General features: G+C 43.4%; 22 protein-coding genes. 13 read left to right on the forward strand and 9 right to left on the reverse strand.

Going from position 1 to position 16,471, the window contains the following annotated elements; genetic code table 11:
- The first annotated feature begins 400 nt into the window (after positions 1-400).
- The 4 genes from QZ938_RS16630 to QZ938_RS16645 all read left to right on the forward strand — a co-directional run bounded on the left by QZ938_RS16630 (position 401) and on the right by QZ938_RS16645 (position 2,073).
- A complete protein-coding gene (locus tag QZ938_RS16630) occupies positions 401-826 on the forward strand; it encodes a hypothetical protein (RefSeq protein ID WP_293146195.1) in 426 nt (141 codons plus the stop codon).
- A gap of 82 nt (positions 827-908) precedes the next feature.
- The gene (locus QZ938_RS16635; RefSeq protein WP_293146197.1) at positions 909-1,301 is read left to right on the forward strand and encodes a response regulator; all 393 of its coding nucleotides are present in this window, start codon (positions 909-911) and stop codon (positions 1,299-1,301) included.
- 233 nt (positions 1,302-1,534) lie between these two features.
- On the forward strand, positions 1,535-1,753 hold the full coding sequence (locus QZ938_RS16640) for a hypothetical protein (RefSeq protein ID WP_293146199.1): 219 nt from the start codon (positions 1,535-1,537) through the stop codon (positions 1,751-1,753).
- Between the two features lie 107 nt (positions 1,754-1,860).
- Positions 1,861-2,073, forward strand: a complete 213-nt coding sequence (locus QZ938_RS16645; RefSeq protein ID WP_293350088.1) for a hypothetical protein — start codon at positions 1,861-1,863, stop codon at positions 2,071-2,073.
- A gap of 195 nt (positions 2,074-2,268) precedes the next feature.
- Here the strand turns inward: QZ938_RS16645 and QZ938_RS16650 are convergent, their stop codons facing one another.
- The gene (locus QZ938_RS16650; RefSeq protein ID WP_325314842.1) at positions 2,269-2,412 is read right to left on the reverse strand and encodes a chlorophyll a/b-binding protein; all 144 of its coding nucleotides are present in this window, start codon (positions 2,410-2,412) and stop codon (positions 2,269-2,271) included.
- A 737-nt stretch (positions 2,413-3,149) separates the two neighbouring features.
- On the opposite strand from QZ938_RS16650, the gene QZ938_RS16655 reads away from it, so the two are divergent.
- Positions 3,150-3,647, forward strand: coding sequence for an NYN domain-containing protein (locus QZ938_RS16655; RefSeq protein WP_293350085.1), 498 nt, complete (start codon positions 3,150-3,152; stop codon positions 3,645-3,647).
- A 149-nt stretch (positions 3,648-3,796) separates the two neighbouring features.
- Positions 3,797-4,510 carry a ribonuclease III gene (gene rnc / locus QZ938_RS16660; RefSeq protein ID WP_293146204.1) on the forward strand — a complete coding sequence of 238 codons (714 nt, stop codon included), beginning with the start codon at positions 3,797-3,799 and terminating at the stop codon, positions 4,508-4,510.
- Between the two features lie 409 nt (positions 4,511-4,919).
- On the opposite strand, the gene QZ938_RS16665 is transcribed toward rnc, so the two are convergent.
- Positions 4,920-5,855, reverse strand: coding sequence for a polysaccharide deacetylase family protein (locus QZ938_RS16665; RefSeq protein WP_293146205.1), 936 nt, complete (start codon positions 5,853-5,855; stop codon positions 4,920-4,922).
- 62 nt (positions 5,856-5,917) lie between these two features.
- Between QZ938_RS16665 and QZ938_RS16670 the strand changes: the two genes are divergently transcribed.
- Entirely contained in the window at positions 5,918-6,124 is a 207-nt protein-coding gene (locus QZ938_RS16670; protein WP_293350082.1) for a hypothetical protein, read from the forward strand.
- The gene (locus tag QZ938_RS16675; protein ID WP_293146207.1) at positions 6,124-6,552 is read left to right on the forward strand and encodes a DUF1824 family protein; all 429 of its coding nucleotides are present in this window, start codon (positions 6,124-6,126) and stop codon (positions 6,550-6,552) included. The genes QZ938_RS16670 and QZ938_RS16675 overlap by 1 nt, the downstream gene beginning before the upstream one ends.
- Positions 6,553-6,768: 216 nt before the next feature.
- Here the strand turns inward: QZ938_RS16675 and glgA are convergent, their stop codons facing one another.
- Positions 6,769-8,202 (reverse strand): glycogen synthase GlgA, encoded by a 1,434-nt coding sequence (glgA, locus tag QZ938_RS16680; protein WP_293350079.1) that lies wholly within the window; start codon positions 8,200-8,202, stop codon positions 6,769-6,771.
- A 191-nt stretch (positions 8,203-8,393) separates the two neighbouring features.
- Here glgA and QZ938_RS16685 point away from each other — a divergent pair, with 191 nt between their 5' ends.
- Entirely contained in the window at positions 8,394-8,516 is a 123-nt protein-coding gene (locus QZ938_RS16685) for a hypothetical protein (RefSeq protein ID WP_293146213.1), read from the forward strand.
- A 624-nt stretch (positions 8,517-9,140) separates the two neighbouring features.
- Here QZ938_RS16685 and QZ938_RS16690 read toward each other — a convergent pair.
- Together QZ938_RS16690 and QZ938_RS16695 are read right to left on the reverse strand one after the other, a co-directional pair.
- The gene (locus QZ938_RS16690; protein WP_293146215.1) at positions 9,141-9,356 is read right to left on the reverse strand and encodes a hypothetical protein; all 216 of its coding nucleotides are present in this window, start codon (positions 9,354-9,356) and stop codon (positions 9,141-9,143) included.
- Positions 9,349-9,579, reverse strand: coding sequence for a hypothetical protein (locus QZ938_RS16695; RefSeq protein WP_293350076.1), 231 nt, complete (start codon positions 9,577-9,579; stop codon positions 9,349-9,351). The genes QZ938_RS16690 and QZ938_RS16695 overlap by 8 nt, the downstream gene beginning before the upstream one ends.
- Positions 9,580-9,770: 191 nt before the next feature.
- On the opposite strand from QZ938_RS16695, the gene QZ938_RS16700 reads away from it, so the two are divergent.
- On the forward strand, positions 9,771-10,013 hold the full coding sequence (locus QZ938_RS16700; protein ID WP_293350074.1) for a DUF4926 domain-containing protein: 243 nt from the start codon (positions 9,771-9,773) through the stop codon (positions 10,011-10,013).
- Positions 10,014-10,488: 475 nt separating this feature from the next.
- On the opposite strand, the gene QZ938_RS16705 is transcribed toward QZ938_RS16700, so the two are convergent.
- Together QZ938_RS16705 and hemC are read right to left on the reverse strand one after the other, a co-directional pair.
- Positions 10,489-11,319 (reverse strand): S1C family serine protease, encoded by an 831-nt coding sequence (locus tag QZ938_RS16705; RefSeq protein ID WP_293350072.1) that lies wholly within the window; start codon positions 11,317-11,319, stop codon positions 10,489-10,491.
- Between the two features lie 354 nt (positions 11,320-11,673).
- Positions 11,674-12,645, reverse strand: a complete 972-nt coding sequence (gene hemC / locus QZ938_RS16710) for a hydroxymethylbilane synthase (RefSeq protein ID WP_293350070.1) — start codon at positions 12,643-12,645, stop codon at positions 11,674-11,676.
- Positions 12,646-12,707: 62 nt separating this feature from the next.
- Here hemC and QZ938_RS16715 point away from each other — a divergent pair, with 62 nt between their 5' ends.
- Entirely contained in the window at positions 12,708-12,923 is a 216-nt protein-coding gene (locus QZ938_RS16715; protein ID WP_293350068.1) for a hypothetical protein, read from the forward strand.
- Positions 12,924-13,056: 133 nt separating this feature from the next.
- Positions 13,057-13,185 (forward strand): hypothetical protein, encoded by a 129-nt coding sequence (locus QZ938_RS16720; RefSeq protein WP_293350066.1) that lies wholly within the window; start codon positions 13,057-13,059, stop codon positions 13,183-13,185.
- Positions 13,186-13,352: 167 nt separating this feature from the next.
- Here the strand turns inward: QZ938_RS16720 and QZ938_RS16725 are convergent, their stop codons facing one another.
- Together QZ938_RS16725 and QZ938_RS16730 are read right to left on the reverse strand one after the other, a co-directional pair.
- Positions 13,353-14,357: a hypothetical protein gene (locus QZ938_RS16725; RefSeq protein WP_293350064.1), complete on the reverse strand. Its 1,005-nt coding sequence runs from the start codon at positions 14,355-14,357 to the stop codon at positions 13,353-13,355.
- Positions 14,358-14,515: 158 nt separating this feature from the next.
- On the reverse strand, positions 14,516-15,076 hold the full coding sequence (locus QZ938_RS16730) for a hypothetical protein (RefSeq protein WP_293350062.1): 561 nt from the start codon (positions 15,074-15,076) through the stop codon (positions 14,516-14,518).
- Between the two features lie 192 nt (positions 15,077-15,268).
- On the opposite strand from QZ938_RS16730, the gene QZ938_RS16735 reads away from it, so the two are divergent.
- Positions 15,269-16,354 carry an RNA ligase gene (locus tag QZ938_RS16735; RefSeq protein WP_293350060.1) on the forward strand — a complete coding sequence of 362 codons (1,086 nt, stop codon included), beginning with the start codon at positions 15,269-15,271 and terminating at the stop codon, positions 16,352-16,354.
- Positions 16,355-16,471 lie beyond the last annotated feature (117 nt).

Below are 16,471 nucleotides of genomic sequence, written 5' to 3' on the forward strand. Positions count from 1 at the left end.
TAGGTAGATTGCATTCGCCTTGACATCCTCACCGAGCTGAAGGCACGGTGATTCCCAAACCTCACGATTTGAGTTTCTGTTTCATAGCAACTGCCTCTACCCACAAGGAGTTTTATGGCCTTACATTCGCTCCACAGACTAACCCCGCTAGCCCAGCGGTTTTATGTGTCGAAAACCTCAAAGGAATTCTGTCTACTGTGCGTGATTCTAGGGATGTTTGCCATTGCCCCGTCCTCTTTTCCCGGTCTACCGATTTTTCTGCCCCGTTGCGATTGTTCGCAAACTTTGGTGTTAGGGTTTATGTCTCCATCGTCGCGGGTGGGTCGTAACCATTTTAATTATACCAAAAATATTGATGTAAAGCCGTCCTAAAAGGACGGGGTTTCTACCCAAATTTCTGATGACTCATGGAAAAATATTAATGCAAAAATTTTCAATCCATCCTGGATGCAGAAACCAGGCTTTTTTAGCAAAAGACTGGGTTGCAGCAGCACAAACGCTAAAAAACCAGGTTTCGAGGCATCTGAAGTGCTTCTGGGACTGTCAATTTTGGCAAAGAGGGACTATACACGCAGGGACGGGCAAAATCGCGATTTTCGATCGAACAGCGGATTTTTGGCGACTCCGTTGTGTAGCAACGACCAAAGCGGTTAGGACGTTCTTAATTGCTGAAACCCTTGCGGCCGATTGCTTCTCTCGCGAGGAAGAAGAAAAGCTTTCCTTTTTCCGACTTCCATTTCTCTTCCATCCGTTACATCCATTACATCCGTTACACAATCCGTTGCCGAACTTCTTCCTTCTGTACAGTGTTGCAGCTTTACAGTAAAGTCCGATCGGTAAAAAAGTTTGCTTTACAAAACATTCACATTTCGCCCTTAGTCTGTGATCAGTTCTGATTCTTAAAAAAGATGTTAATTTTGACTGCCAAACGCATCTTGGTTATTGACGATGCCGAAGATATTCGGGAAGTGGCTCAAGTCAGTCTTGAGGTGGTGGGGGGCTGGGAAGTCCTCACCGCAAGTTCTGGTCGCGAGGGCATGGCTAAGGCTCTTGCCGAACAGCCTGATGCTATTCTCCTGGACGTGATGATGCCCGACCAAGACGGGCCTACTACTTTTAAACAGTTACAAGCTAATCATGCTACCCAGCACATTCCGGTAATTTTATTGACGGCTAAGGCTCTCGCTAGCGACAGGCGGATGTTCGCAGATTTGGGGGTGGTGAGTGTGATTGCTAAGCCTTTTGAACCGATGTCTTTGGCTGCTCAGGTGGCTGAAGCTCTGGGCTGGCAGGAAGCATAGGTCGTTAGCGCAGCCCTCGAAGAGGATTGTGCGCCTTAAAATCTGTGAAATATCTAACCAAAAAAACAAATTATTTCTGCTCGGTTTTTATGCTGAATATAATCGGGCAGAATTATATTTTTTTTTGTAACAACTTGCTTATCTTCATAAGTTCTTCAGGTTTAAGTTTTAATTTAAGCACATCGTCAGGGATCGCTCCTGACTGTTTGCCGAAACCTTGGGAGAAGACGACTATGCCCTCAGCTTACATTTTGCTACTGATAGTTTCTCTGGCAGCCGTCTGGATTTACTGGCAAACCTCTCAAGATATTTTTGTTCTTGTGGCTTTGGCCGGACTGGGTTGTTTTATTTGGGGTTTCTCTTGGGCTCCTTGGGGCGTTCAGCTTCTAATTGTGGTGTTGCTGTTGGGCATCCAAAAGTGCTACTTGTCAGACGCTCAAAGTTTGGAGTGAAAAGAGCTTTTTTATTGTTGTGCCTGGAGTAGAGATACAGCGGCATTCATCAATCTCTGTAATCAATTGGTTTATCGATCCATATCTTAAAGAAGGTTTAAAATATCATGAATAGTTGCCCTTGTTGCTCCTCTCAATTGTTACGCCACGCTCGCCACAATCGCGTTTATTGGTTCTGCTCGCGCTGCTGGCAGGAAATGCCGGATCTGTCGGAGATGATTTTAGGTAACAGCCTGCGGACTCACAAACAAGAAGGTTTGGTGAAGCTTACTGGTTTGACTCCTAAAGCGAAAATTTTGGATTCAGTAGGAATTGCTTAGGAAAGATCGAGTTTGACTGACGATAAATATTGAGACGAAAAAGTTTTTTGATTGTGCCATCGGTTTGACTTTTTAATAAAAAATGCAAAAGTCCCTTCACTGTGAGTGAAGGGACTTATTTGCGTGCGGGCGATCGCACTTGTAAGGGGGTCGATCGCCCCCACAAATTACAGCTCTTGTATGGAGTTAAGCTGATTACATCAAACCGATTTGAGAAAGAATGCCTTGACCGGTGAGGAATTCGGTAGCTAAGCCGATCGCAAAGCCTAGCATTGCCAAACGACCGTTCCAGGTTTCAGCGAACTCGGTGAAGCCTACTTTTGCGTCTTTGTTTTCCATGACCATAAACCTCGTTGTATTTCAACCTTATGTAACTAAACTTAACACAGCAGTACAAACTTTGCAACATATTTTTACATTTATTTTTGAAGGCGGGGGCTCAGAAACCGGGTTTTTGCGACAATACAAAGGTTACAGCCCACAGATTCTGCAAAAAACCCACTTTCTTTGGTTGACGGGAGCCCCAGAAACCGGGTTTTTGCGACAAGACTTCGTTACAATCCACAGATTCGGTAAAAAACCCGGTTTCTTTGTTTGTGATGCGTAATACCATGTCCGAACAAAATCAGGTAAATAGACCACTAGCCCTTGACATCTGATACTTACAAATGCTATGACTGAAAAATACAGCTCAGATAGACACCCGCATTCAAAAGCAAAAGTGTCGGTTAAGTCGTCTCAGCGGTAGGATGTGCAGATTTCGGGTAAGCGTCCTAAAGTCCCGTTGATATAGACATTCAAATTAATGTCGTTTCAACTGGAATAAAGAGGTCAGTTAGCACGACATTTGTAGGAATTTCTATATCAACGGGTTTTTACGACGCCTGTCCGAAATCTGCACATCCTATCGCTGAGACGCTAACCAAGCAAGTACACACTCAATTAATAGTGTGTAGGTCAAAATTTTTGTTAAATGGAAAACCTCAATTTTGAGCGAAGCCACAGACAATCTTTCCTTGACTAGATGCGTAATTTATCGATGCTGTCCTCCAAACCTAGTTTTAGGGCACACAAAAATGAAGGACAATCATTCAATCATTGGCAAAGAAATCAGCCAGCAACAGTCTTTAGTTTCGGCTTATTGGGATTATCAGAATATCCCAGATGTAAAGCAAGCCAACAACTTATTGCTTTTTGCTGCTTCATTGGGATATGTAGTTACCAGAAAGGTGTACGACAAAAATTGGCAGCAGGAAAATAAGGGTTCTAAAAAAAGACAACAAATTTTCGTTAATCTTGGTTATGAGTGTGTTAATGTATCGCAACAAATCGAGAATGCTGTTGATTTTAGTTTGTTTTTTGACTGTTCTGGTGAAGCAGCAATTAGTCTATATCCACACACATTTATTATTGTGTCTGGAGACGGCAATGGCGAAATCTTGATTCCTAAGCTGCAAGACAAGGGTAAAAAGGTGATAATCTTTGCTCGACCAGGTAATGAAAATAAAACTCTGAAAAGGCTTGCAGATGGATTCTACTTTGTTGATGAATTACCGAAGTTGCTTGAAAGCTAAAAAACTAGCAGCATAAATTTCCCTGAAATTCACGTAACCGCAGATAGCAAAAATCCAGTTTATTTGATAAACTAGATTCTCCAAACCAACCGCCATCTGCGGCTCTTTAATGTTCGCATAATAACAACACCAACCATTACTAAATTTTCATGCCATTAACTAACCATACACAAGAACTCCAAATAACGATTCCCCAATTCAACAATGAAAAACTGCTGCGTCAAGCACTAACCCACCGTTCCTACGTCAACGAAAACCCCACATTCCGCGAAGCAGACAACGAGCGCTTAGAATTTCTCGGCGATGCTTTGCTGACATTTCTCAGCGGCGAATATCTCTATCAGCGTCACCCAGAAATGGGAGAAGATCAAATGACTCGCCGGCGTTCTGCATTGGTAGATGAAAAACAATTAGCCAGATTTGCTACTGAAATCAGCTTAGACTTAAAAATGCGGCTCGGCAAAGGAGCTTATCGAGAAGGTGGAATTACTAATCCAAATTTGCTCAGCAGCACCTTTGAAGCATTCATTGGCGCTTACTATCTCGACACGGAAGATATGGACAAAGTTCGCGAGTTTGTGTGGCAAATGTTTGATTCTGTTCCCGACAATGTGGTGGAAACGCGATCGACTGTAGACTCGAAAAACCGCTTTCAAGAATGGGTACAAGCCAGCGGTGACACCACTCCGCCCAAATACGTGACAGTCCAAGCAGGAGGAACGCCCCATCAGCCGGAATTTCTTGCTAAAGTTTATGTTGGAGACAAATCCTATGGAGAAGGTAAAGGTAAAAGCAAGAAAGATGCTGAGAAAAATGCGGCGGAAGATGCGCTAGCAAAGCTGAAAAAACGCGGACTGATCTAAACGTGAAAACACCAGTAAAAACTACTATAGCCTTTCTCAGAAAGATGAGGTACTCATGGGCATGGGGCATCGGGCATGGGGCATACCTCACCACGCTTGAGAAAGGCTATAGCTTATTTGCCCGATGACACAATAGGCGCGCGTCTGTGTCACTCTGGGGATAAATTAACTCGCTCAATCAAGGAGATATATAGCCTTTCTCAAAAAGATTAGGTATAATTGACAGCTTATATAACCAATTAAATCAAGAGGGCTGAAGCCCAACAACGTCCGCGAATCTTTATGAGAACCGCTATAGCGCTTCTCAGAAAAGTGAGGTATGCCCTATGCCCTATGCCCTATGCCCTATGCCCTATCCCCATGAGTACCTCATCTTTATGAGAACCGCTATACAAAACGGAAATGCTGCCTAAAGCCACTCTTTCTTTCTCAAAGTAGAAGCTCTTTTGGCTATCCTAATTAAATCTGTAGGCGACGTATTTTTATCGACAGTGATGCGAGAGATGCGGTAGTTATTTTCCAGTCGGTTTACTCTAAATAAATGGTCATTGTACAAAAAGCCACTTAAATGATATTTAGGCAAAATATCTTCCACTTCCGAGTCTGATGCGCCGTAGGGATAGGCGATGTGAGCGCCGATAACTTTATTTTTGTCTAAATCCCCCAGACATTTTCTCAACTCTAACTTAGATTTTGCAATTTCAAATTCTAATTCTTTTCCGCTCACCTTAGTTAAGTCTTTGTGAGTAAAGCCGTGTGACTGAATGTCATAAAAACCTTTTTGATATCCATCTCTTAAATCGTTGCAAGTAGTGTGTGCTAAAAAATCTTTGCCCATATCAATACCTAAAAAGTGAGGGTTGACAAATAACACAAATTTACCCTTTTCTTTGTTGGTTACAGACAATTTTTCTAATATTGGAAGTGCATTTTCATGAACGCCTTTGTAGCCGTCGTCAAAGGTTATCATGATTGGTTTTTGACCGAGATTTTTAGCGGGTATTGGCTGCGACTTGTCAATAAAGTATACGTACAAGTCTTGAGATGATAAAAACCAATAGTTTTCTTTAATTAGATATTCTAAAAATACTGACAAGTCTTGTTTGGTGTAGTTAGTGGGAAAAGCGAGCCTCCGAGGTGGTAAGTCGGCGGGATTGCGAGTGTCTACAATGTTGTGAAAACCGATTATAGGGATTCTGGTGAAGTTAGATTCTACTGTCCAGCCAGAAATACCTATACTGATGGCAAATATCACCAATAAGTAAATCAGTTTGACTTTGTGTAGCAGTCTAAAAAGAAAATTTTCCAGGAATTTTATGTTTTCTAACAATTGCTCGAAGCTCATACTTTCTTTACCAAGTTGTGTGCTTTTTACCTCTACCATTAATAGAGGCAAATTCAGCTAACTTGACATTTTTTTTGGTATTTCTTTGGAATCTAGGTAGAGTGTGGATGCCGATCGCCCAAGCCCAAAATGCTTCCCAGAACCCACAATGCGCTATAATCGGGGCTGGCGCGAGTGTTACGGCTGTCGATCGAGGGTTGCAATGGCAGAAATCCGTTGACGAGTACCTGAGTGTCGATCGTACTTTTTGGAAATATCAGAGCAATTGATGTCTACTCACAACCCGACTACCCTAACTGTAGAAGCAGCACAGCAAATCCTCAAGGATTTTACTTGTCTGGATATGCAATCTGTAGCATCGCTGCTGGAAAAACAGGCGCTGCGCGAAGCGATTTTGCTGGTAGCAAGTTTGTCGGATTACCAAATGCTTGGAGTTTGCGCGACTTCGACGGATGAGGGTTTTGCAGCTTTAGCAACTTATTTGAAGGCTTTGGGATATGATGCTGTTTTAGATCCCAGTGCTTTTGCTGCATTTACTGGTTCGGTTTATATTAAATTCAATACTTTGAAGGGTTCCTATTATGTTGATGGCTATCCTGGAACTTATCGAGGCGTGTTAGTATCGTGCCAATTTTCATCGGAAGATGGAGTTAGCGGGACTTACGGTCATTTACCTCTCGATTTATTTGTTGATTAATTGGGAATTGGGAATGGGGAATTGGGAATGGGGCATTGGGCATTGGGAATGGGGCATTGGGAAGAAGGCCAAACAGGGCATTGGCCAAACAGGGCATTGGCCAAACAGGGCATTGGGCATTGGAACCAAAAACTAACAAGAGTTAACAGTTAACAGTTAACAGTTAACAGTCAACTGTCAACTGTCAACTGTCAACTGTCAACTGTCAACTGTCAATTAACCTTTACCAACGATCAATTCTGGTTCTGGTTCGACTTCCGGTGCGATTTCTTCTGGTGAGATTCCCAAAATCTCGCTGTACAAGTTGATATATTTTTTGGCAGAAATATCCCAGCCAAAATCTTCTTTCATGCCGCGCTGTTGCAGTTCTTTCCACTTATCTTTGTAGCGGAAACCTTCCCAAGTTCGGATCATGCAGGTGAACAAGTCTAGGGGTTCGTAGCGATCGAAACAGTAACCTGTGCCGGTATTATTAATCGGGTCGTTGTGAGATACGGTATCGACTAAACCGCCGGTGCGGCGCACCATTGGGACGCAACCGTAGCGGAGGGCGAGCATTTGGCTGATGCCGCAGGGCTCGAAACGGCTGGGCATCAGGAAGGTGTCGCAGCCTGCGTAAATGCGCCGGGAGAGGGCGTCGTTGTAGAGTAATTGGGTGGACATCCGGCCGGGATAGCGGGCGGTCATTTGCCAGAGTTGGGTTTCGTAGTAGCGATCGCCCGTTCCGAGTACAATAAACTGAGCGTCGGTATAGGCCATGAAGCGATCGAGCATTTGAATGATCAAATCCAATCCCTTCTGTTCTACTAGCCGCGTCACCATGCCGATTAACAGGGCATTTTTATTCACTTCCAAGCCGACTTCTTCTTGCAGCGCAATTTTGTTAACTGGGCGCTTGTCAATAGTATCAACACTGAATTGTTGGTGGAGGTACTTGTCAGTTTCTGGGTTGTAAGATTCTGTATCAATTCCGTTCAAAATCCCCGACATCTTGCCGCCGACGTAAGACAGCAAACCTTCTAAGGTTTCCCCATAAGCTGGGGTTTTAATTTGCTCGGCGTAGGTGGGCGAAACTGTGTTTACGCGATCGGCAAATTGGACTGCCGCAGCCATTGTATTGTGACCTTGCATATACCAAGGACACCAAGTCATCTGCTCCAAACGCCAGCGCCACGGCCCTTGATAAGCTAGATTGTGAATAGTAAAAACCGTGCTGATATCGGGGTCTTGGCTCATCCAAACAGGTATCATTCCCGTATGCCAATCGTGACAGTGCATAATTTGGGGTTTCCAGTGATTCCAGGCAAATTCAGCAGCAGTATTAGCAAAGAAAGTGAACCTCCAATCTTCATCGACACCGCCGTAAACGCGGCGGGGTAAGAAAGATGGATGTTGCATTAAGTATAAAGGTACATCGGTTCCAGGCAAAACACTTTCAAAGACAGAGAAGCTTTGGAACATGGCTTCCCCATTCCAAACGGGTTTTTTGGGAACGTCCATTTTGTCGGGTATGAAGCCGTAGTAGGGCATGAAGATGCGGACATCGTGACCCATGCGGCGCAGAAATTTAGGCAAAGCGCCGACGACATCGCCCATACCGCCCACTTTGGCTAGGGGTGCTGCTTCGGCGGATACAAATAAAATACGCATTATTTTTTTGTGTTCCTTGGGATAGTTAGTCTAGATTAAGTTTAAATGGCGATCGGCACAATATTAACGCGGCCGTGGCAAACCAATAATTTTCGATCGCCATTCTCGGATCTGCGTCGCGTCTATCTGCGGTCAAAAAGAGACCTATCGTTTTTTGGGATGAGAGGGCGTTGGGATGACAGCGCGGCCCCATGTGTGCATCACCCAATGAACCAATTACCATTGCTGGAAATGATGGCGATGATGGGAAACTGTATTTAGAGAAAGAAGTTAACCAAAAGCTGGGAATATTGAAAGCAATTGAAGAAGAGTAATCTGAATTATGAAATTACTTTATATAATTGTGATTCAATGGTCTGATGAAAGCCCAACGAGCCGATCGCCCTTTTCACCTATTTTCACAAAAAGTGCGATCGCCCCTAAAGATATTATGAGGCGATCGCTCTTTTGTGTGGAAGGGCGACCCCTTATAACCCAATACGGTTTACTTAAGGCGGATCCCCCCTAACCCCCCTTAAAAAGGGAGGGACAAGAAAGCTCTTAAGTCCCCCTTCTTAAGGGGGATTTAGGGGGATCTCCGGGGCAGAAAAAGTGTTAAGTAAACCGTATTGCCTTATAACCACCTATTAGTGAGATTGCTTATAGCCTTTCTCAAAAAGATGAGGTATAACTGACAGCTCGATAACCGCTTAAACTAAAAGGGCCCAAGCCCAACAACGTCCGCGAATCTTTGTGAGAACCGCTATAGGTGCAATTTCAAATTCTAGTTCAGATACATAAAAACAAACATCAAACTCTACCAAAAAATTTAACCTTCCTAAAATGAGCGGCATATTTCTTTGTCTAGTCCAAGCAAAAGCCAAGTTAACTGGTGCAAACCTGCTGACTGTCCCTGACAACAACAAAGCCCTAGCCTCGATATTTGCTAGATTTCCAGATCAAGAAATAACAAAGGTTTGTTCGTCCCAAACAGCCCCTAATTGTAAACCAATTTCATAAGGCAAAACATTCATGCTTGCCCCTGTATCCAGCAACCCCATCACTTCAATTGACTGGTTTCGATAGCTTAATATTATCGGTAAATAAGGCGCATAAGATACCTCGCCAAAGCGATCGAATTTAGAGGCAAAAGAGTATTTTTCACCATTAAGCATTTTGCAGTTGCTTTTTTTCCTCTAAAAACTGTGCCAATTGACGTGCTCCTTCATCGGAATTATGCAACATTTCAAAATAATTATCTTTAGACTCTAAGTTAGCCAAATCTTCTTCTTTTGCTAACTCAGAAACCAAAAATTCTATTACTCTTAATTTATCCACACGGGATAAATTACTAAGCAGAGGAAATAATTGTGCAATTGGCATAATTAAAATTTCCATTTTTTATATTCATCTTATTCAGATTACCACCTGTTTTACGCTTTTGTCAAGCTCATCGCTTTTTTGGGGGAAGTGCGATCGCTATTGTCAAGCGTAAAATTTACTTTACTCGCTAGTAACTATTTGGATGACTGAGTTTCCATCCCAAAAAACCAAGTTTATTACCCTATATCCCAATAAGGAGGTATAAAATGAAATTTCCCTTGTTTAAAAGAGTAGCATTACGAGTAGATGTACCCAACCACAAACTCTGTCCGGGAGATATTGCTACTATTGTTGAGCATCATCCTCACCCCGATGAGGATGGTTACAGTCTCGAAGTTTTTAATGCTTTAGGTGAAACTATAGCTGTAATTACTTTAGCTGAGTCGGAAATTGAACCGTTAATGTGTAATGAAGTTTTGCGTGTCAGGACTTTGACTGAGGCTGCATAAATAAATATTCAATACTCATCGCTAGAAGGACGGCTTTTTTGTGTGGAAGGGCGATCGCTTTGCTTTGTGAATAGATAAAAAACAGGCGATCGCCCCTCCTAAAAGCTTGTCAAGAAAAAGAACGCTATAACTCAATACAGTTTACTTAAGAAAAATCTGACTTGCCCAAAATGGCTGTATTGCCAGAAAATCCTCAGATGAAATTCATCAAAAGCGTTAAGTAAACCGTATTAAATTATAATCCACTCCATCAAGAGAAGAGTTTTGAACCACAGAGGGCGCAGAGGGCGCAGAGGGAAGAGTATTGCGAGGGTTTTGGATGTCGTAAAAAAACCTTTTGTCCCTCCCCTCTCTGTGTTCTCTGCGTTCTCTGCGGTAAAATCTTCTTAAGATCTATTTCACCTCTTTATAATCCAAAAATCGTCAGATGAAATTTATCAAAAGCGTTAAGTAAACCGTATTGCGCTATAACTGACTATTCCTCATCAGGTTCACCCTCAAAAGTTTCCTCAAATCCAGCTAAAAAGTCATCCAATGCAACCGAGGCGATCGCCAAATTAATAGTATCAGCATCTTCCAATCCCCACGTGTTCACCCCAACCACTTGACCGGCCATATTAATCAACGGGCCGCCCGAATTTGCCGGATTAATCGCCGCATCCGTTTGCAACACCTTCACCTCGGCAACCTCATCTTCATCATCCTCGCCCACCTCATACTCTTCCGGTTCGCGAATTTCAGTAATAATACCTTGAGTTACAGTTGCAGCAAACTGTCCCATAGGATTGCCCACAGCAATTACCCGATCGCCCACTTTGACATCAAAACACAATTCTAGGGGAGGATATTCTTCGGGAGACTCCACTTGTTCCCCTGTTGCCGGATCGATGATAAAACCAGTAATCAACAGCAATGCTAAATCCTCTTCCGCATTACCTGTAAATACCACCTCTGCCATTCTCAACTTTCCGTCGTAAGTTTCCACTAAAACTTGTTCGACTTCATCTTCTTCGTAGAAGTAATCTTCATCGGCAATATCTTCGATAACGTGATAGTTAGTGACAATTATGTCAGGAGATACAAAAAAACCGCTCCCGGAAGAAATTTCTTCTCCTGTATCCCAATCCATCACGTAAACTGAAACTACGGAGGGCAAAACTTGCTCGACGACATCGGAAGAGTTTGCCACCTGAGTTTTCAACTCTTTCAATTGCTGCTGCAAAGCTTTCCGATCTGCCTGCATTTTGCGATAAAGTTGCTGAACTTTTGTCAATTCTAGCTTTAATTGAGTTTCCTGAGCGCTCATATTTTGCATTTCCCTGAAATAGGTGGCTGATTTATTGTCGATGTTTGATTGCAGATTTTGGATTGGTATATTGACAATTATAGGGCTGATGCAAAGAAACCCGGTTTCCACGAAAAATCCTGGGCTCTACAGCAAGGTATCTATCCATAAACCTGGTTTCTCAACATCCTGCGGAGCATCCTAAATTAGTCAGATATTTGTGAACTTGGCAATTTTATTTAAAATCACCATCTAAAATCTACCATCAGACTGCTATTGTACCTGTCAAAACAAAAGCGAACCGCCATTTATGTTTATTTTACCAAATGCGATAAATCGCGTTTCAAAGCCGTGAAAAATAGATGCCGATCGCATTTATGAACCGCGTTGAACTTCGACAAAGATTTCCTCTAAAATAACACTCGCTCCCTGGGCGCGCAGGCGGTGGGCGAGGTCTATTCCCAGCATTTCCGCAGTCTCGGCTGCGCCGGATACAGTATCTTTGACGAATCGCTGGCCGTCGAGACTGGATACCATTCCGGTTAAGGTTAATTGACCGTTTTCTATATTGGTATTGACGCCAATGGGTACTTGACAGCCGCCTTCTAATTCCCGCAGAAATGCGCGTTCAGCATAACATCTTTGGGCGGTTTCGGAGTGTTCGAGAGCTTTAATAACTTCGAGGATTTCTGGATCTCCGGCGCGGCATTCGATGCCCAAAGCACCTTGTCCGACGGCGTGGAGGGAGATTTCAGGGTCGATAACTTGGTGGATGCGATCGCCCATTCCCAATCTTTCGAGTCCGGCAACTGCTAAAATAATTGCGTCGTAACCGCCATCATCTAATTTAGCGAGTCGAGTGTTGAGATTGCCGCGAATATCTTTGAATTCAAAATGAGGGAAATGGTGCCGCAGTTGAGCCAGCCTGCGGAGGGAAGAAGTGCCGATTACTGCACCTTCGGGGAGGGTGTCAAGTTGCTTGTCTTTGTGCTTGGAGTGAACTACCAGGGCGTCAGCGGGATTTTCCCGTTCGGTGACACATCCTAATATTAAACCTTCGGGTAAGTTGGTAGGTAAATCTTTGAGGGAATGCACGGCAAAGTCCGTTTCACGGTTCAGCATTCCCGTTTCTAATTCTTTGGTGAAAAGTCCTTTGTCGCCAATTTTAGCGAGGGCGACATCAAGAATTATGTCCCCTTGGGTGGACATGGTGTGGACTTCAAAAGTGTGTTGCGGGAAGCGTTTCTGTAATTCTGCTTGCACCCAATGGGTTTGAACGAGGGCGAGTTGGCTTTTGCGGGAACCGATGCGGACGGTTCGGGAAGGGGCAGATGTGGTTGGGGACATAAGATCGATCGCAGGATAGCTTGAAATGAGCCAGTATATTCACCTGATCTAGCGTACCGCAGGTGGGGACTTTAATTGCTGGTTGGGACAATTCGGGCGATAAAATAGTAATACCAGATATTGACCGGCAGCAGCAGCGAGCTTTGAGGGTGTTTCCAATTTTGCGTTGGCTTGGGTGGCTTGAGCCGATCGGCATTTCGAGCCAAAGGCAGCCGATGATGTATGATTTTCCTAGAGTTAATGCGGATGAACGCGGTAGAAGCCGGCGGCAGAGTTAGCTCAAAGGTGGCGGGATTTGGAGAGAGAAATATAGACAGGAGGGGAAAAGGGCGATTTGAACAGTTGACAGTTGACAGTTGACAGTTGACAGTTTGAGAGCTACCTCTACCTAGAAGGAAGAGGATTGAAGTAATGAATAGTCTGATTTTAATTTCTCCCTCAAAGGGAGAGGCTTTCAACCAATTTTTTCTGGTAATTGCGATCGAACTTCTCAACCAGGCTAATAGAGTACCATCAAAAGTTAATTTATCAAATTACTAAAGTCATCAAACCATTAAAAATGCTCTTGATGTAGCCCGTTACTTTTTATGTCGTGTCGATCGCGAAACAAGTGTAAGTTATTAAGGTACGTTTTAAGGTATGTTGTTGCGCTTTAGCGCTCTTCTCTTGTCTGTGCGAAAGAGCGCTCAAGCGCAACTACGTACCTATTAACGTTGTCCTGCTTGAAGTGCAGAATTTACAATCGCAACAACATCTGACTGTCGTCCATTTTTCACACTTACTCGGTACAGCACTCCCAGCCTTTGCCACTCAACAGAAGCAATGCAATAATTACCGCAACCATTGAAATAAGTTCCCTTCATTCCGCCTGCTAATTCAATACTTCTGTAAGTATCTCTCGGCAATTGCGAAGGAGGCGAAATCGGTTCATCTCTTTTCGCTTCAATTGTGCCGAAAGTACAGGCTCCCCCGCGACATCCTTTGCCAAAATACATTTCAATAATGTAGCCGTGGGAGCCAGCTTTGATATCAAAATCAAGTTGCTGAGTATCCGATAGAGGAAGCATACTCGGCAGAAAAACTGGTACTCGCGTCTTGCCTTTGATTTGCCCAAAGATGTTACTTACAGGAAAACGAGTTCTAGCTTGATTTGCACCTGAATTGTTGGGGATTGGGGGAAACTTTTGGACAAAATCTCTCCACTGTAAAACTCTATTTTTAGCAACGTTCAGAGTGGGAATTGAATATTTTACAACGGCAAGAGAAGGGCGGCCGTCTTTTTGATTGAAGTTGCGGCGAATGACTGTATTTTCGGGTTTGCCCAATCCGTAAGTTGTGGCGGTGGAACGGGCTATCTCGCAGCTAATTTTGAAGATTCCCATGTCAATGTTGCCATTTTCGGCTTGGTAAGACCAATTGTAACCTTCAGAAGTGCGATCGCGATCGCACAAAAAACGCGAAATTTCAAACATCTTGGCAAGATGAACGTCGTAGGGGCGCAGCTTGCGGCTGCTGGTAGATTGTGCGGTGTTGCGATCGGGCACAATAAATTCGATGGATTGCCAGCCATCTTTGGAGGTATAATTAAACCAGCGAATTTCGGTCACAGACACTTCTGGACGTGCTAGCGCGGAGTTGGGCGTCAAAAGTGCGATCGCAAAAGCAGTCACCACACCAGCAAAAATCGCCCAAAATAGTCCTTTTCCCCTCATCCTGATTTCCCTATAGACATCACAACCATTCTCTCTTGTTTCCCCAGCTTAACTGGTTTCAAGGCTCCCAAAATATATAATATTCTCTGTCATTGCGAGGAACGAAGCAATCGCCAAGACTAAAATTGCTTCGTTTCTCTACAAAATCGCAAATCTTCTTAGCGTTTACCAGCTTGAATAGCAGAATTTGCAATCTTAATTAAATCTGCTTCCGCTCCATTTCTAATCGCTACAGTATACATAAAACCCTGAGTTTTCCACTCAAGATTAGCCGTGCAGTAAGCCCCGCAACCATTGTGGAAATTTCCTTTCACTCCGCCCGCAAGTTGAACAGTTTTTAACGTCTTAGTTACCCCTTCGATTTTAGTAGAAAACTCACCACCTTTTTGACCTCTAATTTCCCCTAAAGTGCAAGCACCCGTACCTTTGCAATCTGCTGTAAACTCCATAGAAACAATATAGCTGTCGGGTTTACTTTGGGTTCGATAGTAAAGTTTCTGCGAAACAGGAACCAAGCTGGGGATAAAAATAGGTACTTGCGTTTTGCCTTTTAACTTTGGCAAGATTTCACTTACCGGCACAGCAGCATCAGCTTTAGCAACAGGCTTTGTTTCCGCCAGCATCTGCGGCAATTTGGCCGCACCGAAAACTTGCGATACAGGCACTAAAGCAGTCAATACGCACGCAGAAGTCGCCAAAAGTAATAATTTATTGTTCACTATTTTTGTCCTCAATGTCGAAACAGTCTAGTTTTGCACTGAACCGCGTTCACTTAATTTACAACACAACTCCCAAATACAAAAGCCACAGCAGGCATTCAGGAAAAAAGCAAGTTTAAATTTTCTTTACAAATGCACGGAAATATGGAGTAACAGATAAAATAGAGAAGGCGAGTAATTTAGGAGTCAAACGTGGAACTGCAAGAGTATTTAGGCCAGCACGGATTAGAAACTTTGTGCGAAACTTATCATATCAAAGTTACCCGCCACCGCCAATATCCCGATTTAGTCTGTCTGAAATACTCGCAGATAGAATCCCCGCTGGGCGAAAAAATAGTCCAGCAATGCCGGGGCATTATTTTAGATGCGTCTCAAGATTGGCAGATTGTTTCTTATCCCTACGACAAATTTTTTAACTACGGGGAAGGCCACGCCGCAGCAATTGATTGGAGTAGCGCCAAGGTTTACGAAAAACTAGACGGTTCGCTGACTGTACTGTATTTTTATCAGGGAGAATGGAGAGTGCAATCTAGCGGCACTCCCGATGCAGCGGGTGAAGTTAACGGTTTTGGATTTAGCTTTGCCGAACTTTTTTGGAAAGTATGGCAAGAATTGGGATATAAATTGCCCGAAGAAACCGATAATTGTTTTATCTTTGAGTTGATGACTCCTTACAATCGAATAGTTGTCCAGCAAACCAACAATCAAATCGTCCTCCACGGCGTTCGCAACACTCAAACGCTGGTAGAAAGCGACCCCAGTATTTCGGCCGACAAATACGGCTGGGAATTGGTAGCATCTTATCCTTTAACTAGCTGGAAAGAAGTTATTGAAGCGGCTCAGCATTTAGATCCGATGGATTCGGAAGGGTATATTATTTGCGATGCTAACTTCAACCGAGTTAAGGTTAAGTCTCCGCAATATGTGGCGATTTCCCACCTTCGCGAAGGATTTTCGACGCGCCGGATGATCGAAATTGTTTTGACGAATGAAGGAGAAGAGTTTTTAACTTATTTTCCCGAGTGGATTGACTTGTATCAAAAAGTTAAGAGTAAATATGAATTGTTAGTTCAAGAAATCGAGGAGGTTTACCGACAGCACGAATTTATCGAAGTGCAGAAAGATTTTGCCTTGGCTGTGAAGCATTTGCCATATTCTGGGATTTTGTTTTCCTTGCGGGCTCGCAGGGTTGCGGGAGTGAAAGAAGCTCTCCGTGATGTTACGATTCATAAGATAGAGGAGTTATTGGGTTTGGATTATATCAATTTAGGACTTTAGTCCTTCTCCAAGTTCGTAGTAAGGACTTTAGTCCTTCTCCAAGTTCGTAGTAAGGACTTTAGTCCTTCTCCAAGTTCGTAGTAAGGACTTTAGTCCTTCTCCAAGTTCGTAGTAAGG

Origin of the sequence: Microcoleus sp. CAWBG27, from assembly GCF_020883145.1 — a bacterium.
Classification (GTDB): Bacteria; Cyanobacteriota; Cyanobacteriia; order Cyanobacteriales; family Microcoleaceae; genus Microcoleus.